At 67.6% G+C, this 26,451-nt stretch carries 23 protein-coding genes; 19 read left to right on the top strand and 4 right to left on the bottom strand.

What is annotated here, in order from left to right; translation table 11 throughout:
* The first annotated feature begins 2 nt into the window (after positions 1 to 2).
* The 13 genes from V5F59_RS12630 to V5F59_RS12570 all read left to right on the top strand — a co-directional run bounded on the left by V5F59_RS12630 (position 3) and on the right by V5F59_RS12570 (position 11,586).
* A complete protein-coding gene (locus V5F59_RS12630) occupies positions 3 to 851 on the top strand; it encodes a segregation and condensation protein A (RefSeq protein ID WP_393977877.1) in 849 nt (282 codons plus the stop codon).
* Complete coding sequence (gene scpB, locus V5F59_RS12625) at positions 848 to 1,576, top strand: SMC-Scp complex subunit ScpB (protein ID WP_393977875.1); 729 nt, start codon at positions 848 to 850, stop codon at positions 1,574 to 1,576. The genes V5F59_RS12630 and scpB overlap by 4 nt, the downstream gene beginning before the upstream one ends.
* A 15-nt stretch (positions 1,577 to 1,591) precedes the next feature.
* Positions 1,592 to 2,692, top strand: a complete 1,101-nt coding sequence (locus tag V5F59_RS12620; RefSeq protein ID WP_393977873.1) for an ABC transporter ATP-binding protein — start codon at positions 1,592 to 1,594, stop codon at positions 2,690 to 2,692.
* A gap of 64 nt (positions 2,693 to 2,756) precedes the next feature.
* A complete protein-coding gene (locus V5F59_RS12615) occupies positions 2,757 to 2,993 on the top strand; it encodes a twin-arginine translocase TatA/TatE family subunit (protein ID WP_393977871.1) in 237 nt (78 codons plus the stop codon).
* 60 nt (positions 2,994 to 3,053) lie between these two features.
* A complete protein-coding gene (gene tatB, locus V5F59_RS12610) occupies positions 3,054 to 3,563 on the top strand; it encodes a Sec-independent protein translocase protein TatB (protein WP_393977869.1) in 510 nt (169 codons plus the stop codon).
* Positions 3,560 to 4,363, top strand: a complete 804-nt coding sequence (gene tatC / locus V5F59_RS12605) for a twin-arginine translocase subunit TatC (RefSeq protein ID WP_393977867.1) — start codon at positions 3,560 to 3,562, stop codon at positions 4,361 to 4,363. The genes tatB and tatC overlap by 4 nt, the downstream gene beginning before the upstream one ends.
* Positions 4,364 to 4,563: 200 nt before the next feature.
* On the top strand, positions 4,564 to 5,934 hold the full coding sequence (gene serS, locus V5F59_RS12600) for a serine--tRNA ligase (RefSeq protein WP_393977865.1): 1,371 nt from the start codon (positions 4,564 to 4,566) through the stop codon (positions 5,932 to 5,934).
* Positions 5,935 to 6,198: 264 nt separating this feature from the next.
* The gene (surE, locus tag V5F59_RS12595; RefSeq protein WP_393977863.1) at positions 6,199 to 6,966 is read left to right on the top strand and encodes a 5'/3'-nucleotidase SurE; all 768 of its coding nucleotides are present in this window, start codon (positions 6,199 to 6,201) and stop codon (positions 6,964 to 6,966) included.
* 242 nt (positions 6,967 to 7,208) lie between these two features.
* A complete protein-coding gene (gene yajC, locus V5F59_RS12590) occupies positions 7,209 to 7,556 on the top strand; it encodes a preprotein translocase subunit YajC (RefSeq protein WP_393977861.1) in 348 nt (115 codons plus the stop codon).
* Between the two features lie 26 nt (positions 7,557 to 7,582).
* Complete coding sequence (secD, locus tag V5F59_RS12585; RefSeq protein ID WP_393977859.1) at positions 7,583 to 9,190, top strand: protein translocase subunit SecD; 1,608 nt, start codon at positions 7,583 to 7,585, stop codon at positions 9,188 to 9,190.
* A 13-nt stretch (positions 9,191 to 9,203) separates the two neighbouring features.
* Complete coding sequence (secF, locus tag V5F59_RS12580) at positions 9,204 to 10,295, top strand: protein translocase subunit SecF (RefSeq protein WP_393977857.1); 1,092 nt, start codon at positions 9,204 to 9,206, stop codon at positions 10,293 to 10,295.
* 31 nt (positions 10,296 to 10,326) lie between these two features.
* Positions 10,327 to 10,680: an Mth938-like domain-containing protein gene (locus V5F59_RS12575; protein WP_393977855.1), complete on the top strand. Its 354-nt coding sequence runs from the start codon at positions 10,327 to 10,329 to the stop codon at positions 10,678 to 10,680.
* A gap of 18 nt (positions 10,681 to 10,698) precedes the next feature.
* Positions 10,699 to 11,586 carry a phytoene/squalene synthase family protein gene (locus tag V5F59_RS12570; RefSeq protein ID WP_393977853.1) on the top strand — a complete coding sequence of 296 codons (888 nt, stop codon included), beginning with the start codon at positions 10,699 to 10,701 and terminating at the stop codon, positions 11,584 to 11,586.
* A 127-nt stretch (positions 11,587 to 11,713) separates the two neighbouring features.
* Here V5F59_RS12570 and V5F59_RS12565 read toward each other — a convergent pair whose 3' ends face one another.
* The 3 genes from V5F59_RS12565 to V5F59_RS12555 all read right to left on the bottom strand — a co-directional run bounded on the left by V5F59_RS12565 (position 11,714) and on the right by V5F59_RS12555 (position 14,660).
* Positions 11,714 to 12,823 carry an AMP-binding enzyme gene (locus V5F59_RS12565; RefSeq protein WP_393977851.1) on the bottom strand — a complete coding sequence of 370 codons (1,110 nt, stop codon included), beginning with the start codon at positions 12,821 to 12,823 and terminating at the stop codon, positions 11,714 to 11,716.
* A gap of 9 nt (positions 12,824 to 12,832) precedes the next feature.
* Positions 12,833 to 14,257, bottom strand: a complete 1,425-nt coding sequence (gene trmFO, locus V5F59_RS12560; protein ID WP_393977849.1) for a methylenetetrahydrofolate--tRNA-(uracil(54)-C(5))-methyltransferase (FADH(2)-oxidizing) TrmFO — start codon at positions 14,255 to 14,257, stop codon at positions 12,833 to 12,835.
* 241 nt (positions 14,258 to 14,498) lie between these two features.
* On the bottom strand, positions 14,499 to 14,660 hold the full coding sequence (locus V5F59_RS12555; RefSeq protein WP_393977847.1) for a DUF1127 domain-containing protein: 162 nt from the start codon (positions 14,658 to 14,660) through the stop codon (positions 14,499 to 14,501).
* Between the two features lie 287 nt (positions 14,661 to 14,947).
* Here V5F59_RS12555 and V5F59_RS12550 point away from each other — a divergent pair, with 287 nt between their 5' ends.
* Entirely contained in the window at positions 14,948 to 15,646 is a 699-nt protein-coding gene (locus V5F59_RS12550; protein ID WP_393977845.1) for an FkbM family methyltransferase, read from the top strand.
* 317 nt (positions 15,647 to 15,963) lie between these two features.
* On the opposite strand, the gene uvrA is transcribed toward V5F59_RS12550, so the two are convergent.
* Positions 15,964 to 19,071 (bottom strand): excinuclease ABC subunit UvrA, encoded by a 3,108-nt coding sequence (gene uvrA / locus V5F59_RS12545; RefSeq protein ID WP_393977843.1) that lies wholly within the window; start codon positions 19,069 to 19,071, stop codon positions 15,964 to 15,966.
* Positions 19,072 to 19,658: 587 nt separating this feature from the next.
* Here uvrA and ssb point away from each other — a divergent pair.
* The 5 genes from ssb to recQ all read left to right on the top strand — a co-directional run bounded on the left by ssb (position 19,659) and on the right by recQ (position 26,416).
* Positions 19,659 to 20,207 (top strand): single-stranded DNA-binding protein, encoded by a 549-nt coding sequence (gene ssb / locus V5F59_RS12540; RefSeq protein ID WP_393977841.1) that lies wholly within the window; start codon positions 19,659 to 19,661, stop codon positions 20,205 to 20,207.
* Between the two features lie 272 nt (positions 20,208 to 20,479).
* Entirely contained in the window at positions 20,480 to 23,224 is a 2,745-nt protein-coding gene (gene gyrA, locus V5F59_RS12535) for a DNA gyrase subunit A (protein WP_393977839.1), read from the top strand.
* A 103-nt stretch (positions 23,225 to 23,327) separates the two neighbouring features.
* On the top strand, positions 23,328 to 23,939 hold the full coding sequence (locus V5F59_RS12530; RefSeq protein WP_393977837.1) for a LysE family translocator: 612 nt from the start codon (positions 23,328 to 23,330) through the stop codon (positions 23,937 to 23,939).
* Between the two features lie 192 nt (positions 23,940 to 24,131).
* Entirely contained in the window at positions 24,132 to 24,500 is a 369-nt protein-coding gene (locus tag V5F59_RS12525; RefSeq protein ID WP_393977835.1) for a SpoIIAA family protein, read from the top strand.
* Positions 24,501 to 24,592: 92 nt separating this feature from the next.
* Entirely contained in the window at positions 24,593 to 26,416 is a 1,824-nt protein-coding gene (recQ, locus tag V5F59_RS12520) for a DNA helicase RecQ (RefSeq protein ID WP_393977833.1), read from the top strand.
* Positions 26,417 to 26,451: the final 35 nt, after the last annotated feature.

The following is a 26,451-nucleotide window of genomic DNA, read 5'->3' as shown; positions in this document are numbered from 1 at the left end:
CCATGGCGGGCGAGGCCGGACCGGATCCCTTCGAGATCGGCGCGGACAGCGTGCCGGCGGATTCCGGCGAGGCCTTCGTGGTGGACGTGGACGGCTTCGAGGGGCCGCTCGACCTGTTGCTCGCGCTCGCCCGCACGCAGAAGGTGGACCTGACCCGCATCTCCATCCTGGCGCTCGCGGACCAGTATCTTTCCTTCATCGAGGAGGCGCGCCGCGGACGGCTGGAGCTGGCCGCCGACTATCTGGTGATGGCCGCATGGCTCGCCTATCTGAAATCCCGCCTGCTCCTGCCAGCGCCGCCCCAGGAGGATGGACCCAGCGCCGAGGAGCTCGCGGCCGCCTTCGCCCGGCGCCTCAGGCATCTGGAGCGCATCCGCAAGGTAGCGCAGGAGCTGATGGCCCGTCCGCAGATGGGGCGCGAAAGCTTTGCCCGCGCGCTGCCCGATCCGGCGGACCTGCCGCGCTATACCGTCTATACCGCCACGCTCTACGATCTCCTCACCGCCTATGCCCGCCAGCGGCAGACCAAGGTCCTGTCGCAGGTAACGCTCAAGACCCGCACCGTGTGGTCCCTGGCCGATGCGCGGGCCCGCCTGGAGCGGTTGCTGGGCGCGGACGTGGTGGGTGAATGGATGCGGCTCGACCAATTCCTGCTAGATTACCTGCTGGAGCCGGAGCAGCGGGCCACGGCGCTCGCCTCGAGCTTCTCGGCCAGCCTCGAAATGGTGCGGGAAGGGATGCTGGACATCCGCCAGGATGCCCCCTTCGCTCCGCTGTGGCTGAGGCCCCGCGCCGAGGCTCCGAGATTGCCGCTGGAGGCGCCGGATGTGGCGCCCGGAGAGGAGAGATGAACCGCCCCGCGCCTCGCATCGACCTGTTCGACGTGCGTCCGGAGGATGAGCGCGCTTATGCCTTCGCGCGCGACCTCAGGACCATCGAGGCGCTGCTGTTCACCTCGGCGGTTCCGGTGGAGCCGCGCGCGCTCAAGCTGCATCTGTCCGAAGGCGCGGATGTCGACGCCCTCATGGAGGCGCTGACGGCGGACTATGCGCGGCGGGGCGTCAACATCGTGAAGGCGGCCGGCGGCTTCATGCTGCGCACGGCGCCGGACCTCGCCCGCGTGGTGGCGGGCCCCGTGCCCGAGGCGCGCAAGCTCTCCCGCGCCGCCATCGAGGTGCTGGCCATCGTCGCGTATCACCAGCCGGTGACGCGGGCTGAGATCGAGGAGATCCGCGGCGTCTCCACCTCCAAGGGGACGCTCGACGTGCTGCTGGAGACCGGCTGGGTGCGCCTGCGCGGCCGGCGCAAGGCGCCGGGACGGCCGGTGACCTATGGCACCACGCCGGCCTTCCTCATCCAGTTCGGCCTCGATGCCATCCAGGACCTGCCCGGCCTTGACGAGATCAAGGGGGCCGGGCTCATCGACGGGCGCCTGCCTGCCGGCTTCGCCATGCCGTTGCCTTCGGATGATCCGACCCTGCGGGAGGACGAGGACGCCCTTGAGGCGGAGCCCCTGGACTTCACCCTGTCCCCGCCGCCGGCGGAGGAGGGCGAGGCGGGCGAGGACGAAAGCTGATGGGAGTGGCGTTCCGTGCTGGTTGAGGATCTGGAGGAGCCGCGCGTGCGCACCCGTACCCCTGCCGCCATCGCCAAGGGGCTCGCCTTCGAGGCGGTGGAGCTGGCCTACGGCGGGGTGCCCGCGGTGCGCAGCGTGTCGCTGGATGTGAAGCCCGGCGAGGTGCTGTGCCTGCTCGGCCAGTCCGGCTGCGGCAAGACCTCATTGCTGCGCCTTGCCGCCGGCATCGAGCGGCCGGATCGTGGGCGCATCCTCATCGACGGCACGGCGGTGGCGGGCGAGGGGGCATTCGTGCCACCGGAGAAGCGGGGCGTGGGGCTGGTGTTCCAGGACTATGCCCTGTTCCCGCACCTGACCAATCTGGAGAACGTCATGTTCGGCCTGGGCGCCCTGAAGCGCCCGGAGGCGGAGCGGGAGGCGCGGCTTGCCCTGGCCCGGGTTGACCTTGCGGATGTGGCGGAGGCTTATCCTCACGAATTGTCAGGCGGGCAGCAGCAGCGCATCGCGCTCGCCCGCGCCATGGCGCCGCGCCCGGGCATTCTCCTGCTGGACGAGCCCTTCTCCGGCCTCGATGCGCGGCTGCGCGACCAGGTGCGCACCGAGACCCTCGCGGTGCTGAAGGAGGCTCAGGCCACCGCAGTCATCGTTACTCACGATCCGGAAGAAGCCATGCGGCTCGCTGATCGCATCGCCCTGCTGCGCAAGGGCGTGCTGGTTCAGCTCGGGCCGCCGGCGGAGCTTTATCGCCGGCCGGCGGACCTCGGCGTCGCGCGCTTCTTCTGCGAGCTGAACGAGATGGAAGGCAACGTGGTGGACGGGCGCGTGGAGACGCCCCTCGGCGCCTTTCCCGCGCCGGCGGGCCTTGCGGCGGGGCCGGTCAGCGTGGCCGTGCGCCCCCAGGGCATAAGGCTGGAACGGGCAGGCTTCGGCGTGGCCGGACGAATCGTGGAGCGGCGTTTCCTGGGCGAGCTCGATCTCGTGGAAGTGATCGTGGACGGGCTCGAAAAGCCCCTCGTCGTGCGCACGCGGGACGCAGGAACGCTCGCAAAAGGTGATGAAGTGGGGGTTTGCGCGGATCCGGGCGAGGTCCTTGTTTTCGCCGCGGGTGGGGCCTAGTGTCGCCGCTCGACTATTCCCGAGCGCCTGGCGCCGGGGAAACGGATTCCCTGGAGGACGTTAAATGGGTTCCCTGAGCATCTGGCACTGGATCGTGGTGCTGGCCGTGGTGCTCCTCCTGTTCGGTCGCGGCAAGATCTCCGATCTGATGGGCGACGTGGCGAAGGGCATCAAGTCCTTCAAGAAGGGGCTGGCGGAGGACGACGAGCCCGCCAAGACGACCGCCGCCCCGCCCGAGGCGCCGCGCCCCCTGCCGAACCAGACCACGAGCGCCACCGAGGCCGAGAAGAAGGCCGTCTGAGGACGGTCTCCCCTTAACCCTTGAGGAGGGCGGCGGCACGGCCGCCGGGTTCAGGCGCGCATGTTCGATATCGGCTGGTCCGAGCTGATGCTGATCGGCATTGTTGCGCTGATCGTCATCGGCCCCAAAGAGCTGCCCTCGGTGCTGCGCACCGTGGGTCGTACCGTCACGAAGCTGCGCCGCATGGCGGGCGAGTTCCAGGGGCAGTTCCAGGAAGCCCTGCGCGAGGCCGACCTTGCCGACATGCGCAAGGAAATCTCGGACGTGACCGATACCGCACGGTCGTCCATGTCCACCCTCGCCACCTCCGAGATGTTCGACCCGCTGCGCTCCATCCGCGAGGAGATCCGCAGCACGGTGGAGAAGGGCACGCCCGGCGCCCCCGAGGCGCCGGCCACTCCCGCGCCCGAGCTTCCTGCCGTTCCGGAGCTGCCGGCGGCGGTGGAGGTGGTCGATCCGCTCGATGCGGTGCGCGAGGAGATTCGCCGCTCCGTCGCCAAATCCATGCCGGCCCCGGTCCCCGCGGCTGAAGCCGCCCCCGCCGCTTCCGAGACCAAGAGCGCGTCATGAGCGACGAGGACGAGATCGACGCCTCGAAGGCCCCGCTGATCGAGCACCTGATCGAGCTGCGCGCGCGGCTCATCAAGTCGTTGCTGGCGTTCCTCGCGGCTTTCTTCATCTGCTTCATGTTCGCCAAGCAGATCTACAACATCCTGTTGTGGCCCTATGAGTTCGCCTCCGGCTTCCAGCCGGGGATCAAGCTCATCTACACCGCGCCACAGGAATTCCTGTTCACCCAGATCAAGCTCGGCATGTTCGGGGCGGCGTTCATCTCCTTCCCGGTGGTGGCGACGCAGATCTATATGTTCGTGGCGCCGGGGCTCTACAAGCACGAGAAGGCGGCCTTCCGCCCCTATCTCATAGCCACGCCCATCTGCTTCCTCATCGGCGCGGCCTTCGTCTATTTCGTCGCCATGCCGCTGGCCATGACCTACTTTCTGGGCATGCAGCAGATCGGCGGCGACGGGAAGGCGGAGATCTCGCTGCTGCCGCGCGTCTCTGAATACCTGTCGCTCATCACCACGCTCATCCTGGCCTTCGGCATCTGCTTCCAGCTGCCGGTGGTGCTGACCCTGCTCGGACGCATCGGCATCGTGACGCAGGAGATGCTGAAAAAGGCCCGGCGCTACGCCATCGTCGGCGTGTTCATCCTCGCGGCGGTGCTCACCCCGCCGGACGTCATCAGCCAGCTCTCCCTTGCCCTGCCGACGCTGCTTCTCTACGAGGTGTCGGTCTATATGGTGGGCATCGTCGAGAAGCGGCGGGCGGCGGAAGAGGCGGCGCGGGACGCGGCATCTTCGGCCGGCTGAGCGCGGCGGTTCCCTCCGAACATTTCAGGATTCCCGGGCGCGGGGTTTTCCTCCCGCCCGTCCTGGTGCGGCTTGTCCGGGCCGTCCGCTCTTCCGTTTGCGTCCGGCAGGTGGAGAGGTGGATGGCCCGGACAAGCCGGGCCATGACGATGGCGAGGGATGAAGCCGCCGTCCGCCCCTTTCATTGGCGGAGCCTTGCCATGCACGACATCAAATGGATCCGGGAGGAGCCGGAGGGCCTCATCCGCGCGCTGGTGCGCCGCGGCGGCGCCTCCGAGGAGGCCAAGGCAGCGGCCGAGGCGCTGGTGGGCAAGCTCACAGGCCTCGACGAGGAGCGCCGCGCGACCCTGACGAAGCTCGAAACCCTGCTCGCCCGCCGCAACGCCGCCTCCAAGGAGATCGGCCAGGCCAAGGCGAAGAAGGACGAGGCCACCGCCTCCGCCCTCATGGCCGAGGTGGCTCGGATCAAGGAAGACGTGCCGGCGCTGGAAGCCGAGACCAAGCGCATCGATGCGGCGCTTGAGGCCGAGCTCGCCGCCATCCCCAACGCTCCGCTCGCCGAGGTGCCCGAGGGCGCCGACGAGCACGACAATGTGGAGAAATCCAAGTTCGGCGCCGCCCGCACCTATGCCTTCACTCCGAAGCAGCATTTCGAGGTTGGCGAAGGCCTTGGCCAGATGGATTTCGAGACGGCCGCCAAGCTCTCCGGCGCCCGCTTCGTGGTGAACAAGGGCCCGCTGGCCCGGCTGGAGCGGGCGCTGGGACAGTTCTTTCTCGACGTGCACACGAGCGAGCACGGCTACATGGAGGTGAACCCGCCGCTTCTGGTGCGGGACGACGCCATGTTCGGGACGGCGCAGCTGCCGAAGTTCAAGGAAGACCAGTTCTGGGCGACGCGCTGGCTTCCTGCCGAAGACAATCCGGGCTCCGGTGGTCCTCAGGAAGCGCTGGCGGCCGAAGGGCATTGGCTCATCCCCACCGCCGAAGTCCCCCTGACCAACCTCGTGCGCGAGTCGATCCTCTCCGAGGAAGAACTCCCCCTGCGTCTCACCGCCTGCACGCCCTGCTTCCGGGCGGAAGCAGGCGCGGCCGGTCGCGACACGCGGGGCATGATCCGCCAGCATCAGTTCACCAAGGTGGAGCTCGTCTCCATCACCACGCCGGAGAAGTCGGCCGAGGAGCACGAGCGCATGCTCGCGTGCGCCGAGGCGGTCCTGAAGAAGCTGGACCTGCACTATCGCGTGGTCACGCTGTGCACGGGCGACATGGGCTTCGCCTCGCAGAAGACCTACGACATCGAGGTCTGGCTGCCGGGGCAGGGCGCCTACCGCGAAATCTCCTCCTGCTCGGTCTGCGGCGATTTCCAGGCCCGGCGCATGAATGCGCGCTACCGCCCCGCCGAGGGGAAGGGCCCGCGCTTCGTCCACACGCTCAACGGCTCGGGCGTGGCCGTGGGCCGCGCGCTGGTGGCGGTGCTGGAGACCTACCAGAATGAGGACGGCTCCGTCACGGTGCCGGAGGCCTTGCTGCCCTATATGGGCGGGCTGAAGACCATCGAGAAGCTGAAGTAGGGGTCGCGCTTTTCGCCGCTGTCCACCACGTTCACCCCCGTCTTGCCCCGGCTCGTCCGGGGCATCCACTCCTCCGCTGGAACGACCTCTTCGCCATTGCGCCCAGCCGTGGGTCCCCCTCGGAACTCGGCGGTTGCCGAGTTCCGATCTCACGACGGAAGCCGGCAACGGCCAGCGCCCGGACAAGCCGGGGGCTGGCGGTACCCGAGAGGGTGGCACCCACGGGGCTGATGGTCGAAAACCAGCGCACAAGGAACACGTCCGATGCGCATTCTGGTCACCAATGACGACGGCATTCACGCGGCGGGCCTGGAGGCCTGCGCCCGCATCGCCCAGGGCTTCACGGACGATGTGTGGGTGGTGGCGCCCGAATTCGACCAGTCCGGCGTTGCCCATTCCCTCTCCTTGTCCGACCCGCTGCGCCTGCGGCAGGTGGAGGAGCGGCGTTTCGCGGTGAAGGGCACCCCCACCGACTGCGTCATCATGGCCGTGCGCCACCTCATGGAGGACAAGGCGCCCGATCTCGTGCTCTCCGGCGTCAACCGGGGGCAGAACATCGCCGAGGACGTGAGCTATTCCGGCACGGTGGCCGGCGCCATCGAGGGCACCATCCTCGGCATTCCCTCCATCGCCCTGTCCCAGGCGTTCGGCATCAAGACGCGGGAAAACCCCAACTTCGCCACCGCCGAAGCCCATGCGCCGAAGATCATCCGCATGCTGCTGGACGAAGGCATCCCGTCCGGCATCGTGATGAATGTGAACTTCCCCGATCGCGCCCCGGAGGAGATCACCGGCATCGCGGCCACCTTCCAGGGCAAGCGCGACCAGAGGCTCATGCGCATCGAGGCGCGGCGGGACGGGCGCAACACCCCTTATTACTGGATCGCCTTCGAGCGCCGCATCTTCGAGACCTCGCCCGGCTCGGACCTGCGCGCCCTGGATGAAGGGCGCATCTCCGTCACGCCCCTGCGCCTCGACATGACCGACGAGCCGCTGATGACGCGCCTCGCGCTGCTGTTCGAGGAGAAATGAGGCGGGCCAAGCTGGTGCCGTTGTGGTTCCGCTAGGGCACGTAGGATAGCCGAATGGCGCGCGCCGCGGGGGATTCTCCCGGCGCGGTGCGCCGGGGCCTCGGCGAAAGACGTTGCTTTTCAACAGGTCCGTGATCCGCATGGCGGCTCGTTTGCATTCGACGGGCCGGCCGCTATAGTCCCGCCGCCTTGCCGCACCATGGCACGGCAGGGATTCCCACCACGCACGAAACGAGGACGAAGATGTTCATTACGCCCGCTTTCGCCCAAGGCGCTTCCGGAGCCGCCGGCGGGGCCGACATGCTCATTCAGCTCGCCCCGTTCCTGCTCATTTTCGTGGTGATGTACTTCCTCATCCTGCGCCCGCAGCAGAAGCGCGCCAAGGCGCACCAGGAGATGGTGACCGCCCTGCGCCGCGGCGACGTGGTGGTGACTGCCGGCGGCCTCGTGGGCAAGGTGACCAAGGTGGTGGACGAGAACGAGATCGAGCTGCAGATCGCCGACAACGTGCGTGTCCGGCAGCTGCGCTCGCAGATTTCCACCGTCCGCGCCAAGGGCGAGCCCGCCAAGGACGAAGCCTCGGCGGCCTGATTCCACATTAGAGATACGCGCGCGACATGCTGCACTTCTCCCGCCTCAAGACCGCGGCGATCCTCATCACGATCGCTGTCGGGCTCCTGTTCGCGCTGCCCAACGTCCTGTCCCAGAACGTTCTGGCGCACCTGCCGTCGTGGCTGGCGGGAAGCCGCGTCACCCTGGGCCTCGACCTTCAGGGCGGCTCGCATATCCTCCTCGAGGTGGACGGCGCGGCCCTGCGCAAGGAGCGCACCGAGCAGGTGCGCGACGACGTGCGCCGCGTGCTGCGCGACCAGAAGATCGGCTATTCCAACCTTGCCGTGCGCGACACCACGGTGAGCCTGCGCCTGCGCGATCCCAACGACACGCAGAAGGCCGTGGCCGAGCTCAGGAAGCTCGCCACGCCGGTCACCAATGCCCTGTTCGGCAATTCCTCCGGCGAGCTGGACCTGGCCGTCTCCTCCGCATCTGACGGCATGGTCACGGTGCAGCTCACCGAGGCGGGGCTTTCGGCCCGCATGCGCTCCGCGGTGGACCAGTCCATCGAGATCATCCGCCGGCGTATCGATCAGCTCGGCACGGTGGAACCCAATATCCAGCGCCAGGGCCTCGACCGCATCCTGGTGCAGGTGCCCGGCCTTCAGGACCCGCAGCGCCTGAAGAACCTGCTCGGCCAGACGGCGAAGCTCTCCTTCCGCATGGTGGACCAGTCCATGTCGCCGCAGCAGGCGCTGGAAGGCCGCCCGCCGCCGGAATCCGAGGTGCTCCAGGGCCAGGATGGCCAGCCCTACCTCGTGGAGAAGCAGATCCGCGTGTCGGGCGAGGACCTGGTGGATGCCCAGCCGGGCTTCGACCACAATACCCGCGAGCCCATCGTCTCCTTCCGCTTCAACAACAACGGTGCCCGTCGCTTCGCCGCCACCACCCAGGATGCGGTGGGCCGGCCGTTCGCCATCGTGCTCGACAACCAGGTGATCTCGGCCCCCGTGATCCGCGAGCCCATCCTCGGCGGCTCGGGCCAGATCTCCGGCTCCTTCACCGTGCAGCAGGCGAACGATCTCGCCATCCTGCTGCGCGCCGGCGCCCTGCCGGCGCCGCTGAAGGTGGTGGAGGAGCGCACTGTGGGCCCGAGCCTCGGCGCCGACTCCATCCAGGCGGGCAAGACCGCGGCCTATGTGGCCGGCGGCCTCGTCACCGTGTTCATGCTCGCGGTCTATGGCCTGTTCGGCCTGTTCGCGCTGGTCGCCCTCGCCGTGCACATCATGCTCATGTTTGCCCTGCAGTCGGTGCTGGGCGCGACGCTGACGCTGCCCGGCATCGCCGGCGTGGTGCTCACCATCGGCATGGCGGTGGATTCCAACGTCGTCATCTTCGAGCGCATGCGCGACGAGGCGCGGGAGGGCCGATCGGCCATCTCGGCCATCGACAAGGGCTTCGTGAACGCGCTCGGCACCATCCTCGACGCCAACATCACCTCGCTCGCCACGGCGGTCATCCTATTCCTCATGGGCGGGTCGGGCCCGGTGCGCGGCTTCGCGGTCACCTACATCCTCGGCCTTCTGACCACCATGTTCACCGCCTACACCCTGACGCGGCTCATGATCGCCTATTGGGTGAAGTGGCGGCGGCCGGCGAAGCTGCCCATCTGAAGGTGCGCCGCACATGCCTTTGATCGACTACATTCCGGCGCAGACCAACATCCACTTCATGCGTCTGCGCCACTGGACGTTTCCGTTCTCGGCGGTGATTTCCATCATTGCGGTCGTGCTGTTCGCAATCCATGGCTTCAACCTCGGCATCGATTTCCGGGGTGGAACGCTCATCGAGGCGCAGACCAGCCAGCAGGTGGCCGATGTCGGCGCCCTCCGCGAGCATCTGACCGACCTCGACGTGGGCGACGTGCAAATCCAGGAATTCGGCTCGCCCCGCGACGTGCTCATCCGCATCGGCGCGTTCGGCGCCAATGACGAGGCGCAGCAGGCCATCCTGGCCAAGGTGAAGAATGTGCTCGGCGCCGAATATACCGTGCGCCGCGTGGAGACCGTGGGCCCGAGCGTGTCCGGGGAACTGGTCCGCCAGTCCATCCTCGCGCTGGTGCTGGGCGCGGTGGCAGTGCTCGGCTATCTCTGGTTCCGCTTCGAGTGGCAGTTCGCCGTGGGCGCCATCGTGACAACGATGCACGACATCTTCGTCACGCTGATGATCTATTCGGCCTTCGGGGTGGATTTCGATCTCACCTCCATCGCTGCCATTCTCACCATCATGGGCTATTCGCTCAACGACACGGTGGTGGTGTATGACCGCATCCGTGAGATGCTGCGCCGCTACAAGAAGCTGCCGTTGCCCGACCTGCTCGACATTGCGGTGAACGCCACCTTCTCGCGCACCATTATCGTCTCCACGACCACCTTCTTCGCCACCCTCGCGCTGTATTTCTTCGGCGGCGAGGTGCTGCGCGGCTTCTCGCTCGCCATGACGGTGGGCGTGGTGATCGGCACCTATTCCACCATCTTCGTGGCGGCGCCCATCCTCATCCATCTTGGCCTGCGCTCGTCCACGGTGACCGGCCCGGCCAAGGACAAGGTCGAGGAGGGTGAGGTGGCCGAGGTGGACGCCTTGGCCGCGACGGTCGAGGAGAATGCGGTGGAGGAGAAGCCCGAAGCTGCCGCGCCGAAGGGCAAGCGGTCTTCCGGGAAGGCCGCCGCCAAGAACGCCCCAGCCAAGAACGCCCCGACCAAGCCGGCCAAGGCCTGAACCGGTGGCGCGCGCGACCGGCGAGCCCTTCTTGCCCCGCCGGGTCGCCATCGACGGTTATGGCGACACCTTCTTTCATTTCGCCGGCATGTCCCATGCCGGCTCGATCCTCGCCTTGCCCTCCGGCATCCGCCCCTGGTCGCCCACGCGGATGGCGGAGGTGGATGCCGAGGCCCTCGCGCCCATCCTCGCGGAGGCGCAGGCGTTCGAGCTCCTGTTCCTGGGCACGGGCAAGGACCCCGCGCACCTGAAGGAGCCGCTGAAGCAATTGCTGCGCGCCGCCGGCCTGCGGTTCGAGCTGATGCCCACGCCCCAGGCGGCCGCGACCTATAACGTGCTGCTCGCCGAGGGCCGGCTCATCGGTGCCGCCCTCATCGCCGTCTGAAGGCCCCGGGCCGATCCCATGCCGCAGGACCTCACCTCCTCCCTCGATGCCGCCTATGCGTATTGCGCGGAGCAGGTGCGGGCGCAGGATCGTGATCGCTTTCTCGCAGCCTTGTTCGCGCCGGAGGACAAGCGCCGGCATCTCCTCGCCCTCTATGCCTTCAACCTGGACGTCGCCCGCGTGCGCGAAGTGGTGCGGGAGGCGCTGCCGGGGGAGGTGCGCCTTGCCTGGTGGCGGGAGGTGATCGAGGGACAGGGTCGGGGAGAGGTGGAGGGGCACCCCATCGCCGCGGCCCTGCTCGATACGGTGGAGCGTTTTGCCTTGCCGCGGCAGACCCTGCTCGCACTTACCGACGCGCGGATCTTTGACCTCTACGACGATCCCATGCCTTCGGTGACGGACCTCGAAGGCTATGCGGGGGAGACAGCCTCCGCTTTGCTCCAGCTCTCTGCGCTGGTGCTGTCGCCGGCCGTGGCTGCCGAAGCCGGAAACCTGTCGGGGCATGGCGGCGTCGCGATCGCCATGACCGGGCTGATGCGCGCCTTCCCCATCCATGCGGGCCGCGGCCAGTGCTATCTGCCGCTGGATCTGCTCGCCCGCCACGGCATTGGGCGCGAGGAAGCGGTGTCGGGCACCATGACGTCCGCGCTCCGCGCCGCGCTGGCGGATTGGCGCGAGGAGGCGTCGCGTCACCTCGGCGCGGCACGCGCTGCGGCTGAGGCACTCGGATCGGCATCCGCCATCGCGGCCCCCTACCTGCCGCTGTCCCTCGTGGCGGGGGACTTGAAGGCGCTCGCGCGGGTGAAGGATCCGTTCCGCGAAGTGACTGGCCTTTCGCCTTTCCGCCGGCAGTTCACCCTCTGGCGCGCCGCGCGCCGCGCGGCGGTGGGGAAGGTGTGGTTCTGAGCGGCGTCTGCTTTCGCCGCGGGGGAAGTCTTTCTTGCGCTTCCGGCCGTCGGGCCGTTTGCCTGATCAGCGACGGAGCGGCCGGCTGCGCATGGCCATGACGCGGGATGGAAGATGAAGCGCTGCTTCACGCCGCCGGGCGGGTGATCCGGTCCGTGAGGTTCAGCCGCCCGCGGGCGATCTCCGCCACCTGGAGGCGCACCGCTTCCGATCCGGCGAGCTGGTCCAGCATCTCGATCTGGTTGCGGGCGATGAGCAGGAGCAGGTCGTCGCGCACCGCGCCGTCCGGGCCGTGGGGCAGGGCGTCCACGATCTGCAGATGGTCGAGGTGTGGGCGGTCCGGCAAGGCGCTCGCGAGGTGGGCGCGCAGGGCTTCCACCGTCACTGCTCCCGGCGCCTTGAGCGCCACGAAGGCATAGAGGCCCACCTTGCCGCCCAGGGTCTGGAAATCGGCCATGTGCACCTCGGCCACCGCCGGGTGGGCCGCGAGCGCCGCGACGATGCGCGGGCCCACCTGCGTCACGCGCGGGCCTCGGCCCTCGGTGTCCGAATAGGACAGCAGGCGCCGGGTGACAAAGCGGTAGACCTTCTTGCCGGTAGCCATCCAGACGCGGGTGGGCAGGCTCTTGGTGGCCAACACCTTCTTTTCCCGGGCGGTGAGCGCCTCGGGGCAATAGGTGCGCTTGTGCTTCAGGAGGTGGCGCAGGTCCTCATAGGCCAGCACCCGACCGATCTTGGAGCGGCGGCTGAACGGCAGCGCCAGCTGGAAGTCCATGAGCCAGGCTTCGCCATCGGCTCCGCGCAGCCAGTTCTGCTGCTTGGCGAGGTCGTTGTGCACGTAGCCGGCGCGGTGGAGCATGAGCAGCGCGGCGCGGGCAGAGTGGAAGAAGTGCAGGTCGCCCTTGGGCCGGGCAATCTGCAGCGGCGCGCCTTCAATCCAGCCGCGCACCAGGAAGCGGTCCCCTACCGCAAGCAGCGGGGTGGTAACGCCGGAGGAGGTCACCTTCTCCAGCGCCTTCACCTCGTGCGCCGCCAGTTGCCGGGCCAGGGGAGCGAGCCAGAGGGAGACCTCGTTCCAGCGTCGGCGCACGGCGGGCCACTGGCGGCCCGTGGCATCGGTCCACGTGCCGCGCTCGACGGTGGAGAAGACATCGCGCTTCAGCACCGTGTCCACGGCAAAGCGAGCCGGATCGGCACGGTATTCCACGGGGGGCGGCGAAACGGTGATACGCGGCATCCGCGCCTCTTAAGCCGCCGCGGCCGGTGTGTCGAGCCAGCGGGCCATGTCGGCCAGCGCCCGGGCGGCCATCGCCTTCTTCTTGGCCAGCGTCTTCTCCGCTCCGCGCAGGCGCTTGCCGCCCTCGGCCTTCGGCGCCTCGGCGAGGGGCGGGAAGAGGCCGAAATTGACGTTCATGGGCTGGAAGGAGCGGGGCGCGCCTTCCGTGCCCTCCGCCTCCAGATGCCCGCCGGTGATGTGCGCGAGCAGCGCCCCGTGGGCCGTGGTGGGCGGCGGGGGCACGAGGGCCTCGCCGAGCCGCTCGGCGGCGGCGAAGCGCCCCACCATGAGGCCTACGGCGGCGCTCTCCACATAACCCTCGCAGCCGGTGATCTGCCCGGCGAAGCGCAGCCGTGGATCCGCCTTCAGCCGCAGGGTGGCGTCCAGCAGGCGTGGTGAATTGAGATAGGTGTTGCGATGGAGGCCGCCGAGCCGCGCGAACTCGGCATTCTCCAGCCCAGGAATGGTGCGGAAGACGCGCACCTGCTCGCCATGGCGCAGCTTCGTCTGGAAGCCCACCATGTTGTAGAGCGTGCCCAACGTGTTGTCCTGCCGCAGCTGGACCACGGCATAGGGCTTTACGTCCGGTGCGTGGGGATTGGTGAGTCCCACGGGCTTCATGGGGCCGAAGCGCAAGGTCTCGCGGCCACGCTCGGCCATCACCTCGATGGGCAGGCAACCGTCGAAATAGGGGGTCTTCGCCTCGAAGTCGCGCAGCGGCGCCTTTTCCCCGGCGATGAGCGCGTCCACGAAGGCGTGGTACTGCGCTTCATCCATGGGGCAATTGATATAGTCGGCGCCCGTGCCGCCGGGACCCGGCTTGTCGTAGCGCGACTGGAACCAGGCCTTGCCCATGTCGATGGAGTCGAAATGTATGATGGGGGCTATGGCATCGAAGAAGGCCAGTGCCGTTTCCCCCGTGAGGGCGAGGATCGCCTCCGCCAGCGGCGGGGAGGTGAGGGGGCCGGTGGCGAGGATCACCTTGTCCCAGTCCTCCGGCGGAAGGCCGGTGATCTCCTCGCGCCGCACCTCGATGAGCGGATGGTCCGCGAGGGCGGCGGTAACGGCGCGGGAAAAACCCTCCCGATCCACCGCCAGCGCGCCGCCCGCCGGCACCTGGTTGGCATCGGCGGCGGAGAGGATGAGGGAGCCCGCCTGACGCATCTCGGCGTGCAGCACGCCGACCGCATTGCCGGCCGCATCGTCGGAGCGGAAGGAATTGGAGCAGACCAGCTCGGCGAGGCCGTCCGTCTGGTGCGCTTCCGTGCTGCGATGCGGGCGCATCTCGTGCAGCACCACGGGAACGCCGCGCGCGGCGATCTGCCACGCGGCTTCCGAGCCGGCCAGGCCGCCGCCGACGACGTGAACGGGTTGGCGGGTCGGTTCACCCGGCATCTGTCCTCCTAGGGCCCGCGCTGCGGCCGCGGTTGGCCGGCGCTGCTAGCGGGCGGGACGCAGGGTGTGCCACACAGGCCGCGGCTGCTTCAACCCTCCACCGGCGGGAATGCACGGCGCAGGCCGGTGCGCGAGTCCCCTGCCTCGGGAACGATCGGGTGCAAAAACGAAAATGGCCCCACATGGGGCCATTCTCACACGCCGACGGACTTCCCGCCGGCGAGCCATGCATCAGGCAAGCTCACGCTGCGGCAGCGGCGTGACGCGCAACGACGCGGATCTCGCTGCGGGACACGTTGATGTCCGCAAGGCTGCGATCATCGAGCTCAGACAGCTCCGCGACCGTCCGGTTGTAGACCTGCCAGCGGCGAAAATACCGGGCAAGAGCACCCCAGAGGAACATGATGACACTCCATCGGCAGGGTGTCGGCACACCCTGCCATCGTCAGTTACACACTGAAAGATACATAGCGCTGGATACTGCAATGCCATAGAATTCTCTTCGCAATGCAGCATTGCATGCTTCGCATGGTGCGTGCTGTGCCCTTCGCGTGCATGGGGCGAGTTTTGCAGCTGGTTCTGGAAATGAGTAGTACGCGGGTGCAGTGCGTGCCATTTAGGTCGCGCTCGCTTGACTGCCACGGCGGGGGAAACGGGTCCGGGCGGTCAGGTGATCTTTAGGGGGAAAGGATGCGTTTCCTGGATGGACCCAATGGATTCGCGCAAGGAGCTATCGTTTCTGCGCACGAAGAACAGACACTGATCGCCAATTATTTCGGGGGAGAGAAAGGCTATTTTGTCGAAGTCGGCGCATACGATCCGGTCTACCAAAGCCAATCCTACCATCTTGAGCTGGCGGGGTGGGATGGAGTTCTGATCGAGCCGGTGCCAGACCTTGCGGACAACCTGGCCCGAGCGCGGCGAGCCATGGTGCACCGATGCGCCTGCGTCTCACCGGGGCAGGATAGCGCGGGCACGGTCCCGCTACTCGAGCGGCGGGGCGGCAGTACGATTGTCTTTAATCCGAAAGCCGTTGGCGAGGATATGGTGCTGGACGTGCCGGCAAAGACCCTCGACACGGTGCTCCAGGAGGCAGGCGCCCCCCGGATCGACTTTCTTTCGGTGGACGTCGAAGGGGCGGAACCCGATGTCCTGAGCGGGCTAAGCTTTTCCAAGTACAAGCCTCGCCTCGTCCTGGTGGATGACCGGGAGCGCTTCGGGGAAACCTGTCGCCTGCTACGCCGCAACGGCTACCAACTGGTGCGGCGCAGCGGCCACAATGGCTGGTTTGTGCCGCGCGACGCGCGCTTTCCGATCACGCTCGAAGGAAGGCTCCGGCTGGTTTGGACGTATGGATTGGGCCGCACCATCCGCCGTCTGCGACGATGATCCTCCTGAACGTCGGTCGCCCGGCGTTCAGCTTTGCAGTGGCCCGGCGCCGCGCGTGGCGGTTCTGCTTCGCGTGGCGCGGGATGTTTCCGGAGCCCCGTTTTCGTGCGCATCCGTTCTGCGGAGGCGTGTACCGCCCCGAATGTCGTCTCCTGTCCCCGTAAATCGCGAGTTTGTTCGCTTCGGCCTTGCCGACCTTGCGCCTGCCTCGCCGACCACCAGCGCGGCCGGTCTCCTGCCAGACAGCTGCGCCGGATTTCTGGCCTTCCTTCCCGCCCTGAACCTCGGCCGTCGCCGGCCTGTTAGCCCGCGGCTTATTACCCCGCAGCTTGGCGCCGTCGCCGTCCCCGCGCGGGTCGCACCTGTTCAGCGTCCTCATCCGTTGCTTCCGCGGGCGGAGGTGGTGCCTCGGCTGCCGGCCCCGAGGAAGCTGCGCCTCTGCCGGTCTTCGCCGGACCTGCCTTCGTCTTGGGGGGCGGCCTCGCCCCACCCGGTTGCGCCGGGGAGCCGTCCGCCAGGGGACGGCGTGCCAGCACCTCGGCGAGGAAATGGCCGGTGTGGGATCGCGGGTGCCTTGCCACCTCTTCCGGTGTGCCAGTCACCACGATCTCGCCGCCGCCGTCGCCGCCCTCTGGACCGAGATCGAGTATCCAGTCAGCGGTCTTGATGACCTCGAGATTGTGCTCGATGACCACCACCGAATTGCCCTGCTCCACCAGTTCGTGGAGCACCTCGAGCAGCTTCTTCACATCGTGGAAGTGCAGGCCGGTGGTCGGCTCGTCGAGGATATAGAGGGTCCGGCCAGTGGCGCGCTTGGACAGCTCCTTGGACAGCTTGACCCGCTGCGCCTCGCCACCGGAGAGGGTCGTCGCCTGCTGGCCCACCTTGATGTAGTCGAGGCCGACGCGGTGAAGCGTCTCCAGCTTTTCGCGCACGGAGGGCACCGCCTTGAAGAACTGGGCGCCTTCCTCCACCGTCATGTCCAGCACGTCGGCGATGGACTTGTTCTTGAAGGTGACCTCCAGGGTCTCACGATTGTAGCGCTTGCCCTTGCACACGTCGCAGGTGACGTACACATCCGGTAGGAAGTGCATCTCGATCTTGATGACACCGTCACCCTGGCAGGCCTCGCAGCGCCCCCCCTTCACATTGAAGGAGAAGCGCCCCGCGCCATAGCCGCGCGCCTTCGCCTCCGGCAGGCCGGCGAACCACTCGCGGATGGGAGTGAAGGCCCCCGTATAGGTCGCCGGGTTCGAGCGCGGGGTGCGGCCGATGGGCGACTGGTCGATGTCGATCACCTTGTCGAGGTGCTCCAGCCCCTCCAGCTTGTCGAAGGGGGCCGGGGCCTCCGAGGCCCCGTTCAGCCGGCGCGCCACCGCCTTGTAGAGCGTGTCGAGGAGCAGCGTGGACTTGCCGCCGCCGGACACGCCGGTGATGCAGGTGAAGAGGCCGAGCGGGATCTCGGCCGTGACATTCTTGAGGTTGTTGCCGCGCGCGCCCGAGAGCTTGAGCATCCGCTTGGGGTTGGGCTTGCGCCGTGCCGGCACACCCACGGAAAGCGCGCCGGTAAGGTATTTGCCTGTGAGCGACCTGGGGTTGGCCAGGATCTCCGCCGGCGTGCCCTGCGCCACGATGCGCCCGCCGTGGATGCCGGCGCCCGGGCCCACGTCGACCACATAGTCGGCGGCGAGGATGGCGTCCTCGTCGTGCTCCACCACGATGACGGTATTGCCCAGGTCGCGCAGGTGCTTGAGTGTCTCCAGCAGGCGCGCATTGTCGCGCTGGTGCAGGCCGATGGAGGGCTCGTCGAGCACATAGAGCACTCCCGTGAGGCCCGAGCCGATCTGCGAGGCGAGGCGGATGCGCTGGCTCTCGCCGCCGGAGAGGGTGCCCGAGGCGCGCGCCAGCGTGAGATATTCCAGCCCCACGTCGAGCAGGAACTTCAGCCGCTCGCGGATCTCCTTCAGGATCCGCCCGGCAATCTCGTTCTGCTTGTCGGAAAGCTGCGTGGGCAGCGCCTCGAACCAGTCCGCGGCGCGCTTGACGGAAAGCTCGCCCACCGCGCCGATGTGCTGGCCCGCCACCTTCACGGCGAGGGCTTCCGGCTTCAGCCGGTATCCCCCGCAGGCTTTGCACGGAACGGTGGAGAAATACTTGGAGATCTCCTCGCGCGCCCAGTCGCTGTCGGTCTCACGCCAGCGGCGGTCGAGATTGCGCACCACGCCCTCGAAGGTCTTCGACGTTTCGTAGGCGCGCATGCCGTCGTCATAGGCGAAGGTGATCTTCTCCTCGCCCGAGCCGAAGAGCAGCACTTCCCTGGCCTGTTCCGGCAGGTCGGCGAACGGCACGTTCAGCTTGAAATGATAGTGCTTCGCCAGCGCGTCCAGCGTCTGCCCGTAGTAAGGGGAGGTGGACTTGGCCCAGGGGGCGATGGCGCCCTGCTTGAGGGAGCGCGCCTTGTCCGGCACCACCAGGTCAGGGTCGATGGTCTGTTCCACGCCGAGGCCGTCGCAGGCCGGGCAGGCGCCGAACGGATTGTTGAAGGAAAACAGCCGCGGCTCGATCTCGGGGATCGTGAAGCCGGAGACCGGGCAGGCGAACTTCTCCGAGAACAGGATGCGGCGGGGGGCGCCCGTTTCGTCCTTCTCATCGGCGAATTCGGCCACCGCGATGCCGTCGGCGAGCCCCAGGGCAGTCTCGAAGCTGTCGGCGAGGCGGGTAGCAAGGTCGGCACGCACGACGATGCGGTCCACCACCACGTCGATGTCGTGCTTGAACTTCTTGTCGAGGGTGGGCGCCTCGGCGATCTCGTGGAAGGTGCCGTCCACCTTCACCCGCTGGAAGCCCTTCTTCATCCAATCGGCGAGTTCCTTGCGGTACTCGCCTTTGCGTCCGCGCACCACGGGCGCGAGGATGTAGAGACGCGTGCCCTCCGGCAGGGCCAGCGTGCGGTCCACCATCTGCGAGACGGTCTGGCTCTCGATGGGCAGGCCCGTGGCAGGCGAATAGGGAATGCCCGTCCGCGCCCACAACAGGCGCATGTAGTCGTAGATCTCGGTGACGGTGCCCACGGTGGAGCGCGGGTTCTTCGAGGTGGTCTTCTGCTCGATGGAGATAGCCGGCGAGAGGCCGTCGATCTGGTCCACGTCCGGCTTCTGCATCATCTCCAGAAATTGCCGGGCGTAGGCCGAAAGGCTTTCCACATAGCGCCGCTGGCCTTCCGCATAGATGGTGTCGAAGGCGAGAGAGCTCTTGCCCGAGCCGGACAATCCCGTGAAGACCACCAGGCTGTCGCGCGGGATCTCCAGATCCACATTTTTCAAATTGTGCTCGCGCGCTCCGCGCACGGAAAGGGTGCGCGCGTCGCGGCGGGGAGCAGTCTCGGGCGCGGCGGCCGGCCGCGGAGGAAAGGCGCGATCAGACATGGAATTCCGCTGGCGCCGTCCGGCGCCCGTCAATCAGGGCAGAAGGGAAGCCGCCCCCGGCATGGGGAGCGTGCCGGCGACGGTTGCGAACATGGATACAAATACGGCGAAGTCACCCTGATGGATGGCTGCCGGGCGCAGCAGGCCTTCCATGCGCGAGACCTCGCAAAGGCGAAGCGTGACTGGCAACACGCCCCGTTTCGCTCGATTGAGAACCAACGCTTGCGGTGCCCTCGACGGCAAGATCTGGTGGCAGCGCTTCGCATCCGCTCCCTCTCATGACCCGAATGTAGGGAGCCGTGTGCAATGCGGTAGAGAACATATCCGGAACCTTGCGCCATCGCCAAGCAAAAAGACAGCCGAGGGACTCAATCTTTTCCTCTTGCCTCCCCGAATGAAGATGGATAAGAACACAACGTGAACAATCGCGGCGTCGATGGTGGCTGCGGAGTTGCAGCCCTTGGTGGTGGGGCGCCCCGCGCTTTCGTGGTTCACATGGGGATAAAGTCCGGACGGGGGCTTAAATGCCGCGGCGAGGGCGGTAGGGTGCGATCCGATGATCGGACGGCAGGCAGCGGGAGAGCGGGATGGCCGGCAGCGTCAACAAGGTGATCCTGATCGGCAATCTCGGCCGTGATCCGGAGGTCAGGGCGTTCCAGAGCGGCGGGCGCGTATGCAACTTGCGCATCGCGACTTCTGAAAGCTGGCGCGACAAGGCGACCGGGGAGCGCAAGGACCGCACCGAGTGGCACCAGATCTCGATCTACAACGAGAACCTCATCGGTGTTGCCGAGCGTTTCCTGAAGAAGGGATCCAAAGTCTACATCGAGGGCCAGCTTGAGACGCGCAAGTACGAAAAGGACGGGCGCGACGTGTACACCACCGAGGTGGTGCTGCGTCCTTACCGTGGGGAGCTGACGCTGCTCGACGGGCGGGGCGAGGGTGCCGGTGCGGGCGGCGGAGATGAGTATGGCGGCGGGGCGGACTTCGGTTCCTCCAGCCCCATGGGCGGGGGCGGTGGCTATGGCGGCGGTTCCGGCGGCGGCCGACGCTCCGGCCCGTCTTCGGGCGGCGGTTCCGGCTCCGGCGGGGGGCGCCCGGTGAGCAGCGATCTCGACGACGAAATCCCGTTCTGACGCGCCATCGGCGTATGGCGGGGCGCCGGCGTTCCGGTGCTCGGCGGTGGTTTTCCATGGGCTGGGGCGGCCCACAGGCGTGGGCTGTTCCCGCGCCTGTGGGGTGGCTTTGTCGCAAAACGGCCAGAATATCCGCATGCGCCTTTCGTGGGCTGGTGTAAGTGCTTGAAATAGATAGATAAAATTTCGATGCGGCGCATGTGTTTCGCTGGCGTCGCACGGGTGAATCGGCTAGAAGGAATTATTCCGTTTCATCAGGCGAGTACTGACTTTTGGCCGATCACGAGACGCCGAAGCCCGGCGGCGAGCAGCCGTCCGACATCAGGCCCGTTTCCATCACGGAGGAGCTGTCCCGCTCCTACCTCGACTATGCGATGAGCGTCATCGTCGCGCGGGCGCTGCCCGACGTGCGCGACGGCCTCAAGCCCGTGCATCGGCGCATCCTGTTCTCCATGCACGAGAACGGGTACGAGTGGAACAAGCAGTACCGCAAGTCGGCCCGTGTGGTTGGCGATGTGATCGGTAAATACCATCCGCATGGCGACCAGTCGGTCTACGACGCGCTGGTCCGCATGGCCCAGACCTTTGCCATGCGGCTGCCGCTGGTGGACGGCCAGGGCAATTTCGGCTCGGTGGACGGCGACGCCCCGGCCGCCATGCGATACACGGAAGTCCGCCTCGAGAAGGTGACGGGCGCGCTGCTCGACGACCTCGACAAGGAAACCGTCGACTTCCAGGAGAATTACGACAGCTCCGAGCGGGAGCCCGTGGTTCTTCCGGCCAAGTTCCCGAACCTTCTGGTGAACGGGGCCGGCGGCATCGCGGTGGGCATGGCCACCAACATCCCGCCCCATAATCTCGGCGAGATCATCGACACCACCGTCGCGCTGCTGGACGACCCGACGCTGGGGCCCGAGGCGCTGCTCGACCTGCTGCCCGGCCCGGACTTTCCCACCGGCGCGCTGATCCTCGGTCGCACCGGCATCCGCCAGGCCTATCTCACCGGCCGCGGCTCCGTGCTGATGCGGGCGAAGGTGTCTATCGAGACCATCCGCAAGGAGCGCGAGGCGCTCATTGTCACCGAGATTCCCTATCAGGTGAACAAGGCGACGATGATCGAGAAGATCGCCGAGCTGGTGCGGGACAAGCGGGTCGAGGGCATCGCCGAGATCCGCGACGAGAGCGATCGCGACGGCATGCGCGTGGTGATCGAGATCAAGCGCGACGCGCAAGCCGACGTGGTGCTGAACAACCTTTACCGGCTGACCCTGTTGCAGACCTCGTTCGGCGTCAACATGGTGGCGCTTTCCGGCGGCAAGCCGGGGCTGCTGGCGCTGCACGACATCCTCACCGCCTTCATCGCTTTCCGCGAGGAGGTTGTAAGTCGGCGAACCAAATTCCTGCTGCGCAAGGCGCGTGACCGCGCCCATGTGTTGGTGGGCCTCGCCATTGCGGTCGCCAACATCGACGAGGTGATCCGCCTCATCCGCACCGCGCCGGACCCGGCGAGCGCCCGCGAGGCGCTGATGGGCCGCGACTGGCCGGCGAAAGACATGGCGCCGCTCATCGCCCTCATCGCCGATCCGCGCCACAAGCTGCAGGACGACGGCACCTACCGCCTCTCCGAGGTGCAGGCTCGCGCCATCCTGGACCTGCGCCTGCAGCGCCTGACCGCCCTGGGCCGGGACGAGGTTGCCGACGAGCTGGACAAGCTTGCCGCAGAGATCGCCGACTATCTGGAAATCCTCGCCAGCCGCGCGCGCATGCGGGCTATCATTCGCGACGAGCTGCTGGCCATCAAGGCCGAGTTCGGCACACCGCGCCGCACCGAGATCGTCGAGGGCTTCGGCGACCTGGAGGACGAGGACCTCATCCAGCGCGAGGAGATGGTGGTCACCGTCTCCCATGCCGGCTACATCAAGCGCGTGCCGCTCTCCACCTACCGGGCGCAGCGGCGCGGCGGCAAGGGCCGTTCGGCCATGCAGACGCGCGACGAGGATTTCGTCACCCGCCTGTTCGTGGCCTCCACCCACGCGCCGGTCCTGTTCTTCTCCTCCAAGGGGCAGGTCTACAAATTGAAGGTGTGGCGCCTGCCGCTGGCGGCGCCGCAAGCCCGCGGCAAGGCGCTCATCAACATCCTGCCGCTGGAGAGCGACGAGCGCATCACTTCCGTGGTCCTGCTGCCGGAGGACGATGGGGCGAACGATCGCCTGCAAATCATGTTCGCCACCACGGGCGGCACGGTGCGGCGCAACGCCTTGACCGACTTCCAGCAGGTGAACCGCAACGGCAAGATCGCCATGAAGCTCGCCGACGGCGAGTCCATTGCCGATGTGGGTCTGTGCACGGAGGAGGACGACGTGCTGCTCACGACGGCGGCCGGCGCCTGCATCCGCTTCCCGGTCACCGACGTGCGCGTCTTCAAGGGGCGCGACAGCGTGGGCGTGCGTGGCATTCGCCTGGAAGAGGGCGACAGCATCATTTCCATGGCCATCATCCGCCATGTGGAGGCCAATGCCGAGGAACGCCTCGCCTATATCAAGATGCGCCGCGCGCTGCGCGGGGAGGCGGGCGAAACGGCCGAGGTGGAGCAGGAGGAGGGGGCAAGCGGATCCGGCCAGCTCAGCCAGGAGCGCTATGCCCAGATGAGCGCCCTGGAGCAGTTCATCCTCACCGTCTCGCAGAACGGCTACGGCAAGCGCACCTCGTCCTATGAATATCGCGTCACCGGACGCGGCGGCAAAGGCATTGTCGCCATGGCGGTGAATGAGCGCAATGGCCCTCTGGTCGCCTCCTTCCCGGTGGAGGACGCCGACCAGATCATGCTGGTGACGGACGGCGGGCAGCTCATCCGCTGCCCGGTGGATGGCATCCGCATCGTGGGCCGCGCCAGCCAGGGCGTCATTGTGTTCGACACGGCGGAGGGCGAGCGCGTCGTCTCCGTGGAGCACATCAGTGACGACGCCGGCGCCGATGCCGGCGAGGGCGAGGACGGCGCGGAGACGCCGGAGGCCTGAGCCGGCGACGGCTCTTGGCTTTGGGAAATGGGCGGCCGCCTCGCGAGGCGCCGCCGGTGAGCGGGTAGGGCGGTTGCCGCCCACTCCGTTTGGGGAGCCTTGGATGATCTCGGCGGAAAGCCTTGTGCTGTTCGTGCTCGCCTCGGTTGCCCTGGGGGCGACGCCGGGGCCCAATGTAGCTCTCATCGTCGGCACCAGCCTCAAGCATGGACGGCGCGCCGGCATCCTCACCGCCATGGGTGTGAATGTGGGGCTCATCGCCCAGCTCGTTCTCGTCGCGGCGGGCCTCACCTATGTGGTCGAGGCGTTTTCACGCAATTTCGATCTCGTGCGCTATGCGGGGGCGGCCTATCTGCTCTGGCTCGCCATTCTCCAATGGCGCAGCGCCGGCAAGGGGCTCGATGCGCCGGCGCCGTCCGCCCACGCGGCCTTCGGGCGAGGGCTGGCGGTGGCGTTCGCCAATCCTAAGACGCTGCTGTTCCACGCGGCTTTCCTGCCGCAGTTCGTCACCGACACGGCCCATCCCGGACCGCAGATCGCGCTGCTGGCAGCCATTTTCGCCGCTATCGCCTTGGTGGGCGACGTGCTGTGGGCGGTGGTGGCGGACAAGGCGCGCGCCGCGCTGGCCAACCGCTTCACCCGCATCGCGGATCGAGTGTCCGCTGGCATCCTGTTGGGCGGCGCCGCAATTCTCCTGGCGGCGGGCCGCCGGTAGCCGATCCTCCGCCCCCGGCGCCGGAGCGGCCGGCTTCCGCGCCGGCCCTGGCTTGCCGCCGTCTCGCCGGTTTCCTGACCTATGGTGATCTCTGGCGGGAAGACGCGCTCCGCAGAGGGCAGGCCCGCCAACCATGTCCCGCCCCCGCCGGGCGCTTCGTGCCCTGCCGGGAGGGGCGAAGGGAGCGGAACCATGATCGAGCTGCTGGGTGGATTTCCCGCCGATGCGGTCGCCTTCAGGGGCAGCGGCTTCCTGACCAAGGAAGACTATGACCGGGTGCTCGTGCCGGCGGTCGAAGAGGCGCTGAAGACGCATGAGGGCGTCAAGGTCTATTACGAGATCGCTTCCGATTTCTCTGGCATGTCGCCGGCGGCCATGTGGGAGGATTTCCGGGTCGGCATGCAGCATCTGAGCCGCTGGAAGCGGGTGGCCGTCGTCACCGACGTGCCGTGGATCGGGCAGATGGTGCAGATGTTCGGCTTCATGATACCGGTGACCATCAGGGTGTTCGCGATCGCCGATGCCGCCGAGGCGCGGGTCTGGCTCGGCCAGGATAGCTGAGCCGGCGCTACCGGGCGTCCTGCCGCCGCGACGTGCGGCTGGCGCGGCCCCATCCCGCATTGCCCCGCAGCCGGGCGGGACTATAAGGCGCCATGCCCGCCTCCCAGTCCGCCCCTGATTCCCCGGCCCTTGAAGTCCTGCGCCACGTCTTCGGCTACGAGGCGTTCCGCGGCCGGCAGCAGGAGATCGTGGAGCACGTGGTCGCGGGCGGCGATGCCCTGGTGCTGATGCCCACGGGCGGCGGCAAGTCGCTGTGCTATCAGGTGCCGGCGCTGGTGCGGCCGGGCACGGGCATCGTCGTCTCGCCGCTCATCGCGCTGATGCACGATCAGGTGCAGGCCCTGCGCCAGTTGGGCGTGAAGGCGGCCATGCTGAATTCCTCGCTCGCCCCCGGCGAGGCGCGGCAGGTGGAGCGGGCCCTCGCCATGGGCGACCTCGACCTGCTCTATGTGGCGCCCGAGCGCCTGCTCACCGACAGCTTCCTTACCCTGCTGGACGGGGCGCGCCTTTCTCTCTTCGCCATCGACGAGGCCCACTGCGTTTCCCAGTGGGGGCACGACTTCCGTCCGGAGTATCGCCAGCTCACCCTCCTCAACGAGCGCTACCCCGGCGTGCCGCGGATGGCGCTGACCGCCACCGCCGACGGGCCGACCCGGCGCGAGATCGTGGAACGCCTGGCGCTGGAAGAGGGGCGGGTGTTCCTCTCCTCCTTCGACCGGCCGAACATCCGTTATCGCATCGTGCCGAAGAACAATCCGCGCGCCCAGCTGCGCGCCTTCCTCGATGCGCACGAGGGCGAGGCGGGCATCATCTATTGCATGAGCCGGGCGAAGGTGGAGGCCACTGCCGAGATGCTGGCCACCGAGGGGCGCACCGCGCTGCCCTACCACGCCGGCCTCGACGCCGACACGCGCGCCCGCCACCAGGACCGCTTCCTGAAGGAGGAGGGGATCGTGATGGTGGCGACCATCGCCTTCGGCATGGGCATCGACAAGCCGGACGTGCGGTTCGTCGCCCATCTCGACCTGCCGAAGAGCATCGAGGCCTATTACCAGGAGACCGGCCGCGCCGGCCGCGACGGCCTGGCTTCCGAGACGCTGCTGCTCTACGGCGTGGAGGACGTGGCGAAGCTGATCCAGTTCGTCGATGCATCCGAGGCGCCCGAGGCAAGGAAAAGGGTGGAGCGCGGCAAGCTCGATGCCCTGCTCGGCCTCGCCGAGACCGCCCAGTGCCGGCGGCAGGTGCTGCTCAAATATTTCGAGGAGGATCTGGCCGAGCCATGCGGCAATTGCGACACCTGCCTCGAACCTCCCAAAACCTTCGATGGCACGCAGGCCGCGCAGAAGCTGCTGTCCTGCGTCTACCGGACCGGGGAGCGGTTCGGGGCAGGGCACGTCATTGATGTGCTTCTGGGCGAATCCAACGAGAAGGTGTCGAAGTTCGGCCACGAGAAGCTCTCCACCTTCGGCATCGGCAAGGAATTCTCGCGGGACGAATGGCGGGCCATCGTCCGGCAGCTGGTGGCAATGGGGCACCTCTTCGTCGATGTGGAGGGCCACTCCAGCCTGGGCCTGACGGAGAAGTGCCGGGCCGTCCTGCGGGGGGTGGAGAAGGTGGAGCTGAAGGCCGAGCGCCGCGTCCGCCCGGCCCGCTCCAGCGGCGGCGCGCGGGGCCCCAGGCCGGCCCTTCAGGACCCGGGGGACGAGATTTTGTTCCAGAAGCTCAAAGCCTTGCGCCTGGAGCTCGCCCGCGCCCAGGGGGTGCCCCCCTATGTCATCTTCCACGACACGACGCTGATGACCATCGCGGAGCTGAAACCCGATTCCATGCGGGCCCTGGGCATGATCTCCGGCATCGGCGAGGCCAAGCTGATGCGCTATGGCGCGCAGTTCCTGGATGTGGTGCGGGAAGGTTGATCGCGCCTCATCGCCCCGCAAACCCTTCCACCGCG

The organism is Xanthobacter nonsaccharivorans (assembly GCF_043194755.2).
Taxonomy (GTDB): domain Bacteria; phylum Pseudomonadota; class Alphaproteobacteria; order Rhizobiales; family Xanthobacteraceae; genus Xanthobacter; species Xanthobacter autotrophicus_G.
The sequence above is the reverse complement of the archived record's forward strand: the minus strand, read 5'-3'. Positions and strand labels throughout refer to the sequence as shown.

What these genes read in the sequence shown, in the direction of transcription:
- V5F59_RS12630 (WP_393977877.1), top strand. Translation starts at nt 3, where the DNA reads ATGGCGGGCGAGGCCGGACCGGATCCCTTCGAGATCGGCGCGGACAGC.
- scpB (WP_393977875.1), top strand. Translation starts at nt 848, where the DNA reads ATGAACCGCCCCGCGCCTCGCATCGACCTGTTCGACGTGCGTCCGGAG.
- V5F59_RS12615 (WP_393977871.1), top strand. Translation starts at nt 2,757, where the DNA reads ATGGGTTCCCTGAGCATCTGGCACTGGATCGTGGTGCTGGCCGTGGTG.
- tatB (WP_393977869.1), top strand. Translation starts at nt 3,054, where the DNA reads ATGTTCGATATCGGCTGGTCCGAGCTGATGCTGATCGGCATTGTTGCG.
- tatC (WP_393977867.1), top strand. Translation starts at nt 3,560, where the DNA reads ATGAGCGACGAGGACGAGATCGACGCCTCGAAGGCCCCGCTGATCGAG.
- serS (WP_393977865.1), top strand. Translation starts at nt 4,564, where the DNA reads ATGCACGACATCAAATGGATCCGGGAGGAGCCGGAGGGCCTCATCCGC.
- surE (WP_393977863.1), top strand. Translation starts at nt 6,199, where the DNA reads ATGCGCATTCTGGTCACCAATGACGACGGCATTCACGCGGCGGGCCTG.
- yajC (WP_393977861.1), top strand. Translation starts at nt 7,209, where the DNA reads ATGTTCATTACGCCCGCTTTCGCCCAAGGCGCTTCCGGAGCCGCCGGC.
- secD (WP_393977859.1), top strand. Translation starts at nt 7,583, where the DNA reads ATGCTGCACTTCTCCCGCCTCAAGACCGCGGCGATCCTCATCACGATC.
- secF (WP_393977857.1), top strand. Translation starts at nt 9,204, where the DNA reads ATGCCTTTGATCGACTACATTCCGGCGCAGACCAACATCCACTTCATG.
- V5F59_RS12570 (WP_393977853.1), top strand. Translation starts at nt 10,699, where the DNA reads ATGCCGCAGGACCTCACCTCCTCCCTCGATGCCGCCTATGCGTATTGC.
- V5F59_RS12565 (WP_393977851.1), bottom strand. Translation starts at nt 12,823, where the DNA reads ATGCCGCGTATCACCGTTTCGCCGCCCCCCGTGGAATACCGTGCCGAT.
- trmFO (WP_393977849.1), bottom strand. Translation starts at nt 14,257, where the DNA reads ATGCCGGGTGAACCGACCCGCCAACCCGTTCACGTCGTCGGCGGCGGC.
- V5F59_RS12555 (WP_393977847.1), bottom strand. Translation starts at nt 14,660, where the DNA reads ATGTTCCTCTGGGGTGCTCTTGCCCGGTATTTTCGCCGCTGGCAGGTC.
- V5F59_RS12550 (WP_393977845.1), top strand. Translation starts at nt 14,948, where the DNA reads ATGCGTTTCCTGGATGGACCCAATGGATTCGCGCAAGGAGCTATCGTT.
- uvrA (WP_393977843.1), bottom strand. Translation starts at nt 19,071, where the DNA reads ATGTCTGATCGCGCCTTTCCTCCGCGGCCGGCCGCCGCGCCCGAGACT.
- ssb (WP_393977841.1), top strand. Translation starts at nt 19,659, where the DNA reads ATGGCCGGCAGCGTCAACAAGGTGATCCTGATCGGCAATCTCGGCCGT.
- V5F59_RS12530 (WP_393977837.1), top strand. Translation starts at nt 23,328, where the DNA reads ATGATCTCGGCGGAAAGCCTTGTGCTGTTCGTGCTCGCCTCGGTTGCC.
- V5F59_RS12525 (WP_393977835.1), top strand. Translation starts at nt 24,132, where the DNA reads ATGATCGAGCTGCTGGGTGGATTTCCCGCCGATGCGGTCGCCTTCAGG.
- recQ (WP_393977833.1), top strand. Translation starts at nt 24,593, where the DNA reads ATGCCCGCCTCCCAGTCCGCCCCTGATTCCCCGGCCCTTGAAGTCCTG.